The organism is Prescottella equi (assembly GCF_002094305.1).
Classification (GTDB): domain Bacteria; phylum Actinomycetota; class Actinomycetes; order Mycobacteriales; family Mycobacteriaceae; genus Prescottella; species Prescottella equi.
This window is the reverse complement of the sequence record NZ_LWTX01000009.1, coordinates 100,375-114,061: the sequence shown is the minus strand read 5'-3', so window position 1 is coordinate 114,061 and position 13,687 is coordinate 100,375. Positions and strand designations below refer to the sequence as shown.

Sequence of the window (13,687 nt, the reverse complement as noted above, 5' to 3'; positions counted from 1 at the left end):
AGGTACACACATGACCAGTGGTGGACAGGATCCGAACCAGAATCCCGAGGGCGGCAACGAGCCGCAACAGGGTGGCACGCCCCCGCCCGGCAACTACCCACCCCCGCCCGGCGCCACGCCGCCCGGCAGCTACCCGCCTCCGCCCGGCAGCTACCCGCCTCCGCCCGGCAGTTACCCGCCTCCGCCGGGCAGCTATCCGCCTCCGCCCGGGCCGGGTGGTGGCTACCCGCCGCCGGGGAACTACCCGCCTCCGGGTCAGGGCGGCGGATATCCGCCTCCGCAAGGCGGCTTCCCGCCCCCGCCGGGGAACTACCCTCCGCCGCCGCCGGCGTTCGACTCCGGCTACGGTCAGCGCCCGGCCGGGCCGCCGCCCAGCCAGGTGACGGTCGGCGATGCGCTGTCGTACGGCTGGAACCGGTACAAGGCCAATCCCGGCGTCTGGATCGGCATCCTCGCGGTCGCCTTCCTGATCTCCGTCCTGGTGTCGCTGCCGTTCAGCTTCGGCAGCAACCGAGACATCGAGGACTGGAGTGATCTGGCGACGTCGTCGTTCAGCGTGTGGCAGATCATCGGCAATGTCGTCACCGCGATCGTCGGCTACCTGATCTCGGCCGCTCTCATCCGCGGCGCGCTGCACGAGGTCGACGGCCGTCCGCCCGCCTTCGGGTCGTTCTTCGAGTTCAAGAACGTGGGCGCGATCATCATCGCGAGCTTCCTCGTGGGTCTGATGACCGCGGTCGGTTTCGTCCTGCTCGTCATCCCGGGTCTGATCCTCATGTTCCTGACCTGGTGGACGCTCGAGTTCGTCGTCGACCAGGATCAGGATGCGATCACCGCGATCAAGTCCAGCTTCCGCGCGATCTCGTCCAACTGGGGCACGCTGCTGCTCCTGGCGATCACGTTGTTCTTCCTGAACGTCCTGGGTGTGCTGCTGTGCGTGGTCGGCCTGCTCGTGACCATCCCGGTCTCGATCATCGCGTCCACCTACGCGTACCGCGTCACCGTTCGCGGGCCCGTCGCCCCGTAGTTCCCGCGTTTTGCGCACTTGTCGCGACCGGGGAGCCCCCCGGAATCGCGACAAGTGCGCAAAACGGGCGAGGGTGGGGTGCGAATCGGCGTCACACCACCGCGGATGCTTGGATTGCGCGGTGACAGAGCCAGTACAGTCCCCGCCCCACGCGTCCGATCCGGCGTCCTTCGCCCCCGTCCACCGCGGCTACTACGCCACCCTGGTGGCCCTGTTCACGGCGACTCTGCTGATCTCCAATATCTGCGCCACCAAGGGGGTGGCGTTCCTCGTCGACCAGGACGTCTCGGTCGGCCCGTTCCAGATCCTGCCGATCATCACCGACGGCGGCTTCTTCCTCTTCCCGCTCGCGTACGTCGTCGGCGACGTCCTCAGCGAGGTGTACGGCTTCAAGGCCACCCGCCGCGCGATCTACATCGGTTTCGGCTCGCTGCTGCTGGCGGCGATCAGCTTCTGGCTGACCCAGCAACTGCCCTCGGCCGACTTCTACGAGAACGAGGCCGCGTTCGACGCCGTCGTCGGCGTGGTGCCGCGGCTGCTGATCGCCGGTCTCGCCGGCTACCTCGTCGGCCAGTTGCTCAACTCGGCGGTGCTGGTGCTCATCAAGGAGCGCACCCGCGAGAAGTACCTGTGGGCGCGCCTGATCGGCTCCACCGTGGTGGGCGAGTTCGCCGACACCCTGATCTTCTGCTCGATCGCCGCCGGCGCGATCGGAATCTCGACGTGGGAAGACTTCATCAACTACTTGATCGTCGGCTTCGTCTGGAAGACCCTCGTCGAGATCCTGGTGATGCCGGTGACGTACCGGGTGATCGCGTACGTCAAGAAGCGCGAACCGAGCTATGCGCCGGTCGAGGACGGCTTGCTGCCGTAGAACCGGCCCAGCACCTCCGCCTTGTACTCGTCGAAGTAGCCGCCCTCGATGCTCTCCCGGATCCGGTCCACCAGACGCACGGTGAACCGCTCGTTGTGGATGGTGCAGAGCGTTGAGGCGAGCATCTCCTTCGCCTTGAACAGGTGGTGGATGTACGCGCGCGTGTAATGGGCGCACGTGTAGCAGTCACACTCGTCGTCGATGGGTGTGAAGTCCCGGCGGAAGCGCGCGGTGTTGATGTTGAACCGACCGTCCGGGTGGTAGATCGCCGCGTTGCGGGCCACCCGGGACGGATTCACGCAGTCGAACGTGTCGGCACCGTTCTCGATCGCGACGAACATGTCGTCGGGCTCGCTGATGCCGAGCATGTGCCGCGGCTTGTGCTCGGGTAGTTCCTCGTTGACCCAGCGCACGATGGTGCCGAGATTCTGCTTCTCGAGCGCGCCGCCGATGCCGTAGCCGTCGAAGCCGCGCCCGCTGACGCCGGTGATGGACTCGAGTCCGCGGGCCGCCTGCCGGCGCAGGTCCTCGTACTGTGCGCCCTGCACCACACCGAACAGCGCCTGGTACGGGCGGTGCGCACGCTCGGCGGTGAGCTTCTCGTGCTCGGCGATGCAGCGCACGGCCCACGCCTGCGTCCGCTCGACCGACTGCTCCTGGTAGCCGCGGGTGTTGAGCAACGTGGTCAGCTCGTCGAACGCGAACATGATGTCGGCGCCCAGCTGATGCTGGATCTGCATCGACACCTCGGGGGTGAACCGGTGTGGCGAGCCGTCGAGATGCGACTTGAACGTGACGCCGTCGTCGTCGACGTGCGCGAGGCGCTGCTTGCCTTCGGCGATGACGTCGTCGGACTGCACGCCCACTGCCTCCATCGCGAGCACCTTCTTGAACCCGACGCCGAGCGACATCACCTGGAAGCCGCCGCTGTCGGTGAAGGTGGGGCCGTCCCAGTTCATGAACTTGCCGAGACCGCCGGCCTCGTCGACGATGTCGGGTCCCGGCTGCAGGTACAGGTGGTACGCGTTGGCGAGCACGGCCTGCGTGCCGAGGTCCTTCATCGACTCCGGCAGCACCGCCTTGACGGTCGCCTTGGTGCCGACCGCGATGAACGCGGGCGTCCGGATGTCCCCGTGCGGGGTATGGATGGTGCCGGTGCGGCCCAACCGGTCGGGCAGGCGGGTGCCCACCGTGAAGAACGGGTCGGGCGGGGTCGGCACAACATCACTCACCTGGCCATGGTGTCACAGGCGAGGCGCGACACCGCGCCTCCGGGTCAGGCGCGCTCGTGCGCGGTGAGCAGCAGGTACTCCCAGTCCATCGCGAACGAGCCGTCACCGACGTCGAACTCTCGGGCCAGGTCAGCGAGGTCGCGATCGAGCGCCGCAACCTTGTCCGGATCGCCGGATATCGCCTTGTACACCGCGATCGTCGGCCCGTAGTTGGCCTTGAAGTAGTCACGGAACGCGTCGGGTCCGTCGAAGTGGTCGACGCGGACGGTGTCGCGCTGCGCGGTGACGTCGGTGACCCGGTCGCCCAGGAGTTCGCGCACGTGAGCTTCGTCGCCCCAGCGCGGTGGAGGCTGCGCCCCGGGCGGGGGCGGCGGCGCGTACGGCTTCATCGCGGCGAACATCCGGCCGATGAACCCGTCCGGCGTCCAACTGAGCAGACCGATCGTGCCGCCCGGCTTGCACACCCGGACCATCTCGTCGGCGCCGGCTTGGTGGTGCGGCGCGAACATCACCCCCACACACGAGAGAACAACGTCGAATTCGTCGTCGGCGAACGGCAGCGCCTCGGCGTCCGCCTCCCGCCAGTCGAGGTGCGCACCGCGCTTGGCGGCGAGTTCGCGGCCGCGGTCGAAGAGTTCGGGAGTGAGATCCGACGCCACCACGTCGGCCCCGGTGAGGGCGGCGGGGATCGCGGCGTTGCCGGTGCCGGCGCCGACGTCGAGCACCCGCTGCCCGTCGTGGACACCGGACGCCCGGACGAGGACCGCACCGAGATCCGGGATGACGTCCTCCGCGACGGCCGCGTAGTCGCCCGACGCCCACACCGCCCGATGTTTGGTCTTGAGGGCTCGATCGGCTTCTCTGGCTACAAGTGATTCGCTCATGGTTCGAGCGTGCGCCGAGGACCCGGGCCCGACAACCCACCCCGGGGGAACGATTTCGCCACCCCGCACGCCTGTGACGTGCGGTTCCGGTGGTCCCGGGCGGGGGGTGCGCCGCGGCGATACGCTTTTTCGAGTCAGCGACCAGCGCACGAAGTCAAGGACCACCGCACAAGAGGGAGGCCTGCGCGTGACACCACGCACCAAGGCTGGAACCGCGAATTCCGCCCAGCATCCCGCCTTCGAGAAGATCGCCCGGGTCGGCCAGGCCGCGAGCGGCGTCGTGCACCTACTCATCGGCTACATCGTCATCAGGCTGGCGTTCGGCGACAGTGGTACCGCCGATCAGTCGGGCGCCCTGACGGCTCTCGCCTCGCAACCGGGCGGACGCGTGGCGCTGTGGGTGGCGGCCGTGACCCTGGCCGCCCTGGCCGCGTGGCGGGCGGTGGAGGCGTTCGTCGGGAAGCGATCCGACGTGGAGGAGCCGTCCGCGCTCGACCGGGCGAAGACCGCGGGCGTCGCGGTGGCTTACCTCGCCTTGGCGTTCACGGCGTTCCAGTTCGCTCGCGGCGGCGGAAAGTCGAGCACCGAGCAGAACATCAGCCTCAGCGCCCGGCTGATGCAGTCCGCCGGCGGCAAGACCGTTCTCGTGGTCGCCGGCCTGGTGATCATCGGCATCGGGGCCTACCACGTCTACAAGGGCGCCAAGAAGAAGTTCCTCGACGACCTGCACCGGGGCGGGCTTCCGCGACTGGCCACACCCCTCGGCGTGGTCGGCTACATCGCGAAGGGACTGGCCATCGTCGGCGCCGGCGTCCTCGTTGTCGTCGCGACGTTCACGACAGACCCCTCGAAGGCGTCCGGGTTGGACGGCGCCGTCAAGACGCTCGGCGCGGCCCCGTTCGGCCAGGTCCTCCTCGTCGCGGCCGGGCTCGGAGTCATCGCCTACGGCGCGTACTGCTTCGTCCTGGCGCGCTACGGGCGGATGTGAATCACCTCCGGCGGCGACCGGAGCGAATCCCCCTGTCGCCTCCTACGGCACGTGGAAGGTCGCGACGCCCGGGGTGATCGGCCCGGGTGTCGCGGACAGGACCGCCACGGCGATCTGTCCGGGTCCGGTCTGCAGGGTTACTGCCGCAGGGATCCCGTTGAGCCCGTCCGACAGTCGAGCCGAGCCCGACGCCCCGGTGGACAGATTCAGCCAGTGCACCTCGGACGAGAGCAGGCATCCCCACCCGCCCGAGTTGCCGCCGGTGATCGTCGCCGCGCCGGACTGTTCACCGACCACGGCCACACAGCGCACCGCGGGCGCATCGAAGCTGCCGTTCGGATTCCCGTACGGCGCCGGGGCGATCTGGAACGGAACGGTCACCGCGGCGGAGGCGACCGCCGCGGACGCGAGTACCGAACACCCGGCGATTCCCGCGCAGAGAGCCAGGCGGTAAACGGTTTTCGTCACAGCAGCGCCCATATCGGCAAGGATAGTTTCGACCCCGTCCCGAAACCCCCGAAACGAAGGAATGCAGACGATGACGAAGTATCTGATCTCGTTCCCCAGCGCCGCCATGAACCTTTCGGCCGAAGACCTGCAGGCGTCGGCGGACGCGGCGCACGCAGTGGTGGAGGAGGCGAAGGCGGCCGGCGTGTGGGTGTTCGGTGGCGGAATCGACGAGACCGTCCCACCGGTGCGGGTCACCGCGGACGGCACCGTGACCGAGGATACGTACCAGCAGACGAGCCGACTGGACGGCGGCTTCACGGTGCTGGAGGTGCCGTCCCGCGAGGCGGCTCTGGACTGGGCCGCGAAACTCGCGGACGCCTGCCGGTGCGCGCAGGAAGTGCGCGCGTTCCACTACGACCCCGCCAGCTGACGACCGACCGGGCTAGTCCCGTGTGAGCTGCGGCGGGAAGCCGCCGGTCGCGATCGGCCCCCACTCGTCGACGGTGATCCGGATCAGGCTCTTGTCCTGCTTGCGCATCGCCTCGCGGTACTCGTCCCAATCCGGGTGTTCACCCGAGATGCACCGGAAGTACTCGACGAGCGGCTCGAGCGCATCGGGCATGTCGAGGACCTCGGCGGTCCCGTCGATCTGCACGTACGCGCCGTTGAAGTCGTCCGAGAGCACGCACACACTCACGCTCGGATCCCGGCGCACGTTCGTGGCCTTCGCCCGCTGCGGGTAGGTCGAGATCACGATCCGACCCTCCTCGTCGACACCGGAGGTGACGGGCGAAATCTGCAGTCCCCCGGACCTTTTGTGCGTTATGAGCACAGCACGATGGCGGGGGCGGACGAACTCGAGCAACTGCTCGCGGGTGACGCTTTCGGCGGTGGCGACGGCCATGACGCACTCTCCTGATCGACTCGGTCCGGGTGCGCCTCCAGCCTAGCCAGAGTCGGCGTCAACGAAACGCCGCGTGCCCCGTGAGTGCCCGCCCGATCGACAGCAGATGCATCTCGCTGGTGCCCTCGTAGGTGAGGACCGACTCGAGATTGTTGGCGTGCCGCAGCGGCGAGTATTCGAGCGTGATCCCGTTGGCGCCGAGTATGGTCCGGCACTCGCGGGCGATCGCGATGGCCTCGCGGACGTTGTTGAGCTTGCCGACGCTGATCTGGTCGGGGCTGATCTCGCCACGATCCTTCATGCGGCCCAACTGGATTGCCAGCAGCATGCCCTTGCCGAGTTCGAGGGTCATGTCCGCCAGCTTCTCCTGCGTCAGCTGGTAGCCGGCGAGCGGGCGGTCGAACACCTCGCGCGTCCCGGCATAGGCGATGGCCGTCTCGAGACTGTCCCGCGCCGCGCCGAGAGCGCCGAACACGATGCCGAAGCGGGCCTCGTTGAGGCACGACAGCGGTGCACCCAGCCCCCGCGCCTCGGGCAGCATCGCCGACACCGGCAGGCGGACGCCGTCGAGCACCAGTTCGGACGTCACCGACGCCCGCATCGACAGTTTGCCGTGCACGGTGTTCGCCGTGAAACCGGGTGTATTCGTGGGGACGACGAAGCCGCGCACCCCGTCGTCGGTCTGCGCCCACACGGTCGCGACGTCGGCGAGGCTGCCGTTGGTGATCCACATCTTGGTTCCGTCGAGGATCCAGTCGGCACCGTCGCGGCGGGCACGGGTGCGCATGCCCGCGGGGTTGGAGCCGAAGTCGGGCTCGGTGAGCCCGAAGCAGCCGAGCGCCTCACCGGACGCCAGCCGCGGCAACCACTCCTGCTTCTGTTCCTCCGAGCCGTAGCGGTGGATGGAGAACATCGACAGCGAGCCCTGCACCGAGACGAAGCTGCGTAGTCCGCTGTCGCCGGCCTCGAGCTCGAGGCACGCCAGTCCGTAGCTGACGGCGTTGGTGCCCGCGCACCCGTAGCCCTGCAGGTGCATGCCGAACAGTCCGAGGCCGCCGAGCTCGCGTGCGATCTCCTTCGGCAACGTTCCCGATTCGAACCATTCGGGCAGTTGCGGGCGCAGCCGCTCGTCGACGAGCCGCCGGACCGTGGCCTGGATGTCGCGCTCCTCGTCGGAGAGGAGGGCGTCGATCCCGAACAGGTCCAGCGGCTTCATCGTCATGTCAGTCCACCGCTCCCACGAATTGGCTGTTGTACAGGTCGTAGTACGCCCCGCGCCGCTCGAGCAGCTCGCTGTGGCCGCCCTGTTCGACGATGTGGCCGTCCTCCATGACGACGATCAGGTCGGCGTCGCGGATCGTGGACAGCCGGTGCGCGATCACGAAACTGGTCCGGTCGCTGCGCAACTGCGCGGTCGCCTGCTGCACCAGCAGCTCGGTGCGGGTGTCGACCGAACTGGTGGCCTCGTCGAGGATCAGGATCGACGGCTGCGCAATGAACGCCCGCGCGATCGTGATGAGCTGCTTCTCACCGGCGCTGACGTTGCTGCCCTCTTCGTCGATGACCGTGTCGTAGCCGTCGGGCAGCATGTGCACGAAGCGGTCGACGTAGCTCATCCGGGCCGCCTCGCGGACCTGCTCGTCCGTCGCGTTCGGATGACCGTACGCGATGTTGTCGCGGATGGTGCCGCCGAACAGCCAGGTGTCCTGCAGGACCATGCCGATCCGCGACCGCAGGTCGTCGCGCGTCATCTGCGCGATGTCGGTGCCGTCGAGGGTGATCCGGCCGCCGTCGAGCTCGTAGAACCGCATGATGAGGTTCACCAGTGTCGTCTTGCCGGCACCCGTGGGGCCGACGATCGCGACCATCTGGCCCGGCTCGGCGGTGAGCGAGAGTCCCTCGATGAGCGGGGTCTCCGGGTCGTAGCCGAAGCGGACGTCCTCGAACTGCACGCGGCCGCGGGCCTGCGCCGGGGTCGCGGCGGGGTCCGGATCGTCGGACTCCTCCTCCTCGTCGAGGACGGCGAACACCCGCTCCGCAGATGCGATACCCGACTGCAGCAGGTTGACCATGGAACCGATCTGGGTGAGCGGCTGCGTGAACTGGCGCGAGTACTGGATGAACGCCTGCACGTCACCGAGGCTCATGGTGCCCGACGCGACGCGCATGCCGCCGATCACGGCGATCGCGACGTAGTTCAGGTTGCCCAGGAACATGATTGCGGGCATCACCATGCCGGAGATGAACTGCGCCTTGAACCCGGACTGGTACAGCTGCTCGTTCTTCTCCTGGAACGCGGCCTGCACCTCGCGGCCGCGGCCGTACGCGGTGACGAGCTCGTGTCCGGTGAGGGACTCCTCGATCTGTCCGTTGAGCTCACCGGTGGTCTTCCACACCGCCGCGAAGTGCGGCTTGGACCGCTTCGCGATCTTGGCGGCGACGATCGCCGACAGCGGCACGGTGAGCACCGCGATCAGGGCCAGCAGCGGCGAGATGACGATCATCATCGCGAGGATGCCGATGACGCTCAGAACCGCGATCACCAGCTGGCTCAGCGTCTGTTGCAGGCTCTGCGAGACGTTGTCGATGTCGTTGGTGACGCGGCTGAGCAGATCACCGCGCGACGTGGAGTCGAAGTAGCGCAGCGGAAGCCGGTTGATCTTGCGCTCGACATCGTTGCGCAGCTGCCGGACCACGCCCTGCACGATGTTGTTGAGCAGGTAGGCGGCCGCCCACGACACGAGCGCCGACCCGAGGTACAGGGCCAGCACCAGCGCGAGCACCTGGCCGACCTCGGTGAAGTCGATGCCGACACCGGGCACCACGTCCATGCCGGAAACCATGTCCGCGAACTGGTTCTGCCCGGCCGCCCGCAGTCCCTCGACGGCCTGGTCCTTCGTCAGGCCCTCGGGCAACTGCCGGCCGATGACGCCGTCGAAGATGATGTTGGTGGCATGGCCCATCAGGCGCGGACCGATCACCGACAGCACGACGCTCGACACCGCGAGGATCAGAACGAACATGACCGCCACCCGCTGCGGACCGAGCCGCCCGAGCAGACGCTTCATCGATGCGCCGAAGTTCTCCGCCTTCGCGGCGGGCGCCCCCGGGGCACCGGGCATGGGGGGCGAGGATTGGGTCGCGGTGCTCACAGCGCCTCCTGAACCGAACGCTGGGACTCGACGATCTCGACGTACGTCGCGCACGTCTCGAGCAGCTGCTCGTGCGTGCCGATACCGACGGTCGTGCCCTCCTCGAGGACGACGATCTGGTCGGCGTCGGCGATCGTCGACACGCGCTGGGCCACGATGATCACGCAGGCATCCTCGGTTTCGGGTCGCAGCGCCGCACGCAGGCGGGCGTCGGTGCTGAGGTCGAGCGCCGAGAACGAATCGTCGAACAGGTAGATCGACGGCCGTCGCACGAGGGCGCGGGCGATCGCCAGGCGCTGTCGCTGTCCGCCGGAGACGGTGGTGCCGCCCTGGGAGATCGGGGTTTCCAGTCCCTCGGGCATGGCGCGCACGAAGTCGGCGGCCTGGGCGATCTCGAGTGCCCGCCACAACTCGTCGTCGGTGGCGTCGGGTTTGCCGTAACGCAGGTTGCTCGCGACGGTGCCGGAGAACAGGAACGCCTTCTGCGGCACGAGGCCGATGTGGGAGCGCAGCAGCCCTGGATCGAGCTCACGGACATCGGTGCCCGACACGGTGACCGCGCCCGACGTGACGTCGATCAGCCGCGGGATCAGGCCGAGCAGCGTGGTCTTGCCGGAGCCGGTGGCACCGATGATCGCGGTGGTCTTGCCCGGTTCGGCGGTGAAGCTGATGCCGCGCAGCACCGATTCGTCGGCGCCGGGGTACTTGAACTCGGCGTCGCGCAGTTCCACGAGCGCGGGACGGTCCATGACCGTGACCGGGTTCGACGGCGCGAGCACCGACGGCTCGGTGTCGAGGACCTCGGTGATGCGCTCGGCACACACCGCGGCGCGGGGGGCGAGCATCGCGATCATCGACGCCATCATCACGGCCATGAGGATCTGCATGATGTAGCTGAGCATCGCGGTCAGCGAGCCGATGCCCATGCTGCCGTTGTCGATCTCGTGGCCGCCGAACCAGATCACCGCGACACTGGTGAGGTTCGCGATCATCATCACGAGCGGGATCATCAGCGCCGTCATCCGGCCGACGCGCAGTGCGGTCTGGGTGAGAGCGCCGTTGGCCTCGTCGAAGCGTTCGGCCTCGGAGCGTTCGCGCACGAACGCCCGCACCACCCGGATGCCGGTGATCTGCTCGCGCAGAACGCGATTCACCGCGTCGATCCGCGTCTGCATGGTGCGGAACGACGGCACCAACTTGGTGATCATGACGATCATGGTGAGCGCGAGCAGGGGAACGCTCACCGCGAGAATCCACGACAATCCGGCGTCCTCGCGGATCGCCATGATGATGCCGCCGACGCACATGATCGGTGCCATCACCAGGATGGTCGCGCTCAGCACCACCATCATCTGCACCTGCTGCACGTCGTTGGTGCTGCGGGTGATGAGCGACGGCGCGCCGAATCGTCCGAACTCGCGGGAGGAGAACGACCGGGCGCGGCTGACGATCGAGGCGCGCACGTCGCGGCCGAAGCCCATCGCGGCGCGGGCACCGAAGAAGACGGACCCGATGGAGCAGATGATCTGCACCAGCGTCACGAGCAGCATCTTGCCGCCCGCCGTCATGATGTAGCCGGTGTCGCCGGCCGCCACTCCGTTGTCGATCAGGTCGGCATTGACGCTGGGGAGATACAGCGCAGCGCCGGTGGCGACGAGTTGGAGGAGGATGACGCCGGCGAGGTCGCGCTTGTAGGGCCCCAGATAGGTGCCGAGGAGTCTGATCAGCATGGTTTGCGAAGGTTACCAATCTGCAGGACGAAAAAGGAGAGATCAGGCCCATTTCTCGGGGCCCGATCCCTCCCTCTTCATCGAATGTTCACAGTCTCTTTCAGGAGACCGGGGCGTCTTCGAGTTCTTGCTTGTCCCGCGGTAGCGCGCGGGCCAGCTTCTCGCCCTCGATGTCGACGTTCGGCAGGATCTTGTCGAGCCACTTGGGCAGCCACCACGCCTTGTCGCCCATGAGCGCCATCACCGACGGGATGATCACCATGCGAACGATGAAGGCGTCGAAGAAGACCGCCGCCGCGAGCGCGAAGCCCATCGACTTGATGAACGAGTTCGGTTCCGCGATGAACGCCGCGAACACGGAGATCATGATGATCGCCGCCGCGGTCACGACGCGGGCGCCGTGGTTGAAGCCGACCGCGACCGCGTCCTTCGCGGACGCGCCGTGGACGTACTCCTCGCGCATGCGGGTCACCAGGAACACCTGGTAGTCCATCGCCAGACCGAACACCACGCCGATGAGGAAGATCGGCATGAAGCTGACGATCGGCTGCGGGTTGGCGGCGATCCCGCCCCAGCCCTCCTGGAACACCGCGACGGTGGCACCGAAGGTCGCCAGGACGCTGAGCAGGAAGCCCAGGGTCGCCGTCAGCGGCACCAGGACCGAGCGGAACACCAGCATCAGCAGCACGAAGGCGAGGCCGACGACCACCGCGAGGTACGGCACCAGCGCGTCCTGCAGGCGCTCGGAGACGTCACCCTCGAGGGCGGTCTGACCGGTGACGCCGTAGTTGACGCCGATCTGATCGTTCAGGTCCGACTCGGCGCTGCGGATGTCGGCGACGAGGTCCATCGTCGACGGATCGCTCGGGCCGCTGCGCGGGGTCACCAGGATCTGCGCGGTGTCGCCTGCCTGGTTGGCACCGATCACCTGCGCGTTGAGGACGTCGGGCTGCTCAGAGATCTTCGCGACGACGGCGCCGAACGCCTCGCCAGCGGGGACGGTCGCGTCCTGCGCGTCGACGACGACGAGGAGTGGGCCGTTCCGGCCGGGGCCGAAGCCCTCGTTCACCAGGTCATACGCCTGGCGGGCACTGGTCGCCGGATCACCGCTGCCCTCGTTCGGCAGCGCCAGCTCGAGCTTGGCCGCGGGGATCGCGAGCGCACCGAGCAGCACCACACCGAGGATCAGGCCGACCGCCGGACGGCGGACCACCGCGCGGCCATAGCGCTGCGAGAACGTCTTCTTGCCGTCGTCGCCCTCGGCGTCGCGCTGGCTCAGCCCCGGGATGCGACCGGCGAAGGCCTTGCGGCCGAACAGTCCGAGGATCGCGGGCAGCAGCGTGAGTGCGATGAGGACGGCGATGAACACCGTCGACGCCGCGGCCGCACCCATATCGGACAGGAACGGGATGCCGACGACGCGCAGCGCGACGAGGGCGATGATCACCGTCAGGCCGGCGAACACGACGGCGGAACCGGCGGTGCCGACCGCGCGGCCCGCGGCCTCGGACCGGTCGTCGGTGAGTGAGAGCTCGTGCTTGAAGCGGGAGACGATGAACAGCGAGTAGTCGATCGCGACGGCCAGGCCGATCATGATTGCGAGCGTCGGGGTCATCGAGCTGAGGTCCATGAATCCGGTCGCGACGGTGATGCCGAGGCTGCCGATCATGATGCCGATGATCGCGGTGATCAGCGGCAGTCCTGCGGCGACGAGCGAGCCGAACGTGATGACGAGGACGATCGCCGCAACGGCGATGCCGATGAGTTCGGTGACACCGCCCGGCATCTCTGCCTCGGTCGCTGCCGAACCGCTGATCTGGACGTTCAGCCCGGCGTCGCGGCCGATGTCGGCAGCCGCCTGGATCTGGTCGCGCATCGACTGGTCGACGTCGCTGAAGTCGCCGTCGAACGGGACCTCGATGTAGCCGACGGCGCGGTCCTCGCTCAGCGACGACAGCGCGCGTGCGTTCGCGAGAGCGACGTCCTCGGGGACGCCCTGCTCCTCCGCGGAGGCCTTGGCCATCTCCGCGAGCGCGGCATCCGCGGTGACCGGATTGACCAGAGCGCCGGGCGTTCCGGAAGCCGGGTCGGCCTTGGCCGGCGCGCTGACCTTCTCGATGCCACGGATGTCCGCGAGCATCTCGTCCATCGCGGCCTGGTTCTCCGGGGTGTCGAGCGTCTGCCCGGCCGGTGCAGCGATCACGAACCGCGCCGACAGCGCGTCCATCGCGCTCTTCTGGTCGCCGAAGCGCTCGGACATCAAGTCCTGCGCCTCCTGAGCCGGAGTGCCCGGAATGGAGAACGAGTCCTTCGTCGGACCCGACAGCGTCGCGGCGCCGACCCCCATCAGAACGAGGATGGCCAGCCAGATGGACAGGACCGTGCCTTTTCGCCGGTAGGCGAAGCGGCCGATCCGATATAGGTAGGTGGCCATGGAAGGCTCCTT

General features: G+C 68.0%; 12 protein-coding genes. 4 read left to right on the top strand and 8 right to left on the bottom strand.

Annotated features, from left to right (window positions below):
• Positions 1 to 10: 10 nt before the first annotated feature.
• Entirely contained in the window at positions 11 to 1,027 is a 1,017-nt protein-coding gene (locus tag A6I89_RS20030; protein WP_080668348.1) for a DUF2189 domain-containing protein, read from the top strand.
• Between the two features lie 121 nt (positions 1,028 to 1,148).
• A complete protein-coding gene (locus A6I89_RS20025; protein ID WP_022593594.1) occupies positions 1,149 to 1,901 on the top strand; it encodes a queuosine precursor transporter in 753 nt (250 codons plus the stop codon).
• Here the strand turns inward: A6I89_RS20025 and tgt are convergent.
• Positions 1,868 to 3,133: a tRNA guanosine(34) transglycosylase Tgt gene (gene tgt / locus A6I89_RS20020; protein WP_080559290.1), complete on the bottom strand. Its 1,266-nt coding sequence runs from the start codon at positions 3,131 to 3,133 to the stop codon at positions 1,868 to 1,870. The two genes, A6I89_RS20025 and tgt, sit on opposite strands and share 34 nt — an antisense overlap.
• Positions 3,134 to 3,177: 44 nt before the next feature.
• Complete coding sequence (locus A6I89_RS20015) at positions 3,178 to 4,017, bottom strand: class I SAM-dependent methyltransferase (protein ID WP_022593592.1); 840 nt, start codon at positions 4,015 to 4,017, stop codon at positions 3,178 to 3,180.
• 187 nt (positions 4,018 to 4,204) lie between these two features.
• Here A6I89_RS20015 and A6I89_RS20010 point away from each other — a divergent pair, with 187 nt between their 5' ends.
• Complete coding sequence (locus A6I89_RS20010) at positions 4,205 to 5,005, top strand: DUF1206 domain-containing protein (protein WP_022593590.1); 801 nt, start codon at positions 4,205 to 4,207, stop codon at positions 5,003 to 5,005.
• 42 nt (positions 5,006 to 5,047) lie between these two features.
• On the opposite strand, the gene A6I89_RS20005 is transcribed toward A6I89_RS20010, so the two are convergent.
• Complete coding sequence (locus A6I89_RS20005; RefSeq protein ID WP_022593588.1) at positions 5,048 to 5,485, bottom strand: hypothetical protein; 438 nt, start codon at positions 5,483 to 5,485, stop codon at positions 5,048 to 5,050.
• A gap of 58 nt (positions 5,486 to 5,543) precedes the next feature.
• Here A6I89_RS20005 and A6I89_RS20000 point away from each other — a divergent pair, with 58 nt between their 5' ends.
• Complete coding sequence (locus A6I89_RS20000; RefSeq protein WP_037085788.1) at positions 5,544 to 5,885, top strand: YciI family protein; 342 nt, start codon at positions 5,544 to 5,546, stop codon at positions 5,883 to 5,885.
• A 12-nt stretch (positions 5,886 to 5,897) separates the two neighbouring features.
• Here the strand turns inward: A6I89_RS20000 and A6I89_RS19995 are convergent, their stop codons facing one another.
• The 5 genes from A6I89_RS19995 to A6I89_RS19975 form a co-directional block, all read right to left on the bottom strand.
• A complete protein-coding gene (locus A6I89_RS19995; protein WP_022593586.1) occupies positions 5,898 to 6,359 on the bottom strand; it encodes a PPOX class F420-dependent oxidoreductase in 462 nt (153 codons plus the stop codon).
• Between the two features lie 58 nt (positions 6,360 to 6,417).
• The gene (locus A6I89_RS19990; RefSeq protein ID WP_044990331.1) at positions 6,418 to 7,581 is read right to left on the bottom strand and encodes an acyl-CoA dehydrogenase family protein; all 1,164 of its coding nucleotides are present in this window, start codon (positions 7,579 to 7,581) and stop codon (positions 6,418 to 6,420) included.
• Position 7,582: 1 nt separating this feature from the next.
• The gene (locus A6I89_RS19985) at positions 7,583 to 9,481 is read right to left on the bottom strand and encodes an ABC transporter ATP-binding protein (RefSeq protein WP_005516154.1); all 1,899 of its coding nucleotides are present in this window, start codon (positions 9,479 to 9,481) and stop codon (positions 7,583 to 7,585) included.
• A gap of 26 nt (positions 9,482 to 9,507) precedes the next feature.
• A complete protein-coding gene (locus A6I89_RS19980; RefSeq protein WP_005516155.1) occupies positions 9,508 to 11,241 on the bottom strand; it encodes an ABC transporter ATP-binding protein in 1,734 nt (577 codons plus the stop codon).
• Between the two features lie 100 nt (positions 11,242 to 11,341).
• The gene (locus tag A6I89_RS19975; protein ID WP_022593581.1) at positions 11,342 to 13,675 is read right to left on the bottom strand and encodes an MMPL family transporter; all 2,334 of its coding nucleotides are present in this window, start codon (positions 13,673 to 13,675) and stop codon (positions 11,342 to 11,344) included.
• Positions 13,676 to 13,687: the final 12 nt, after the last annotated feature.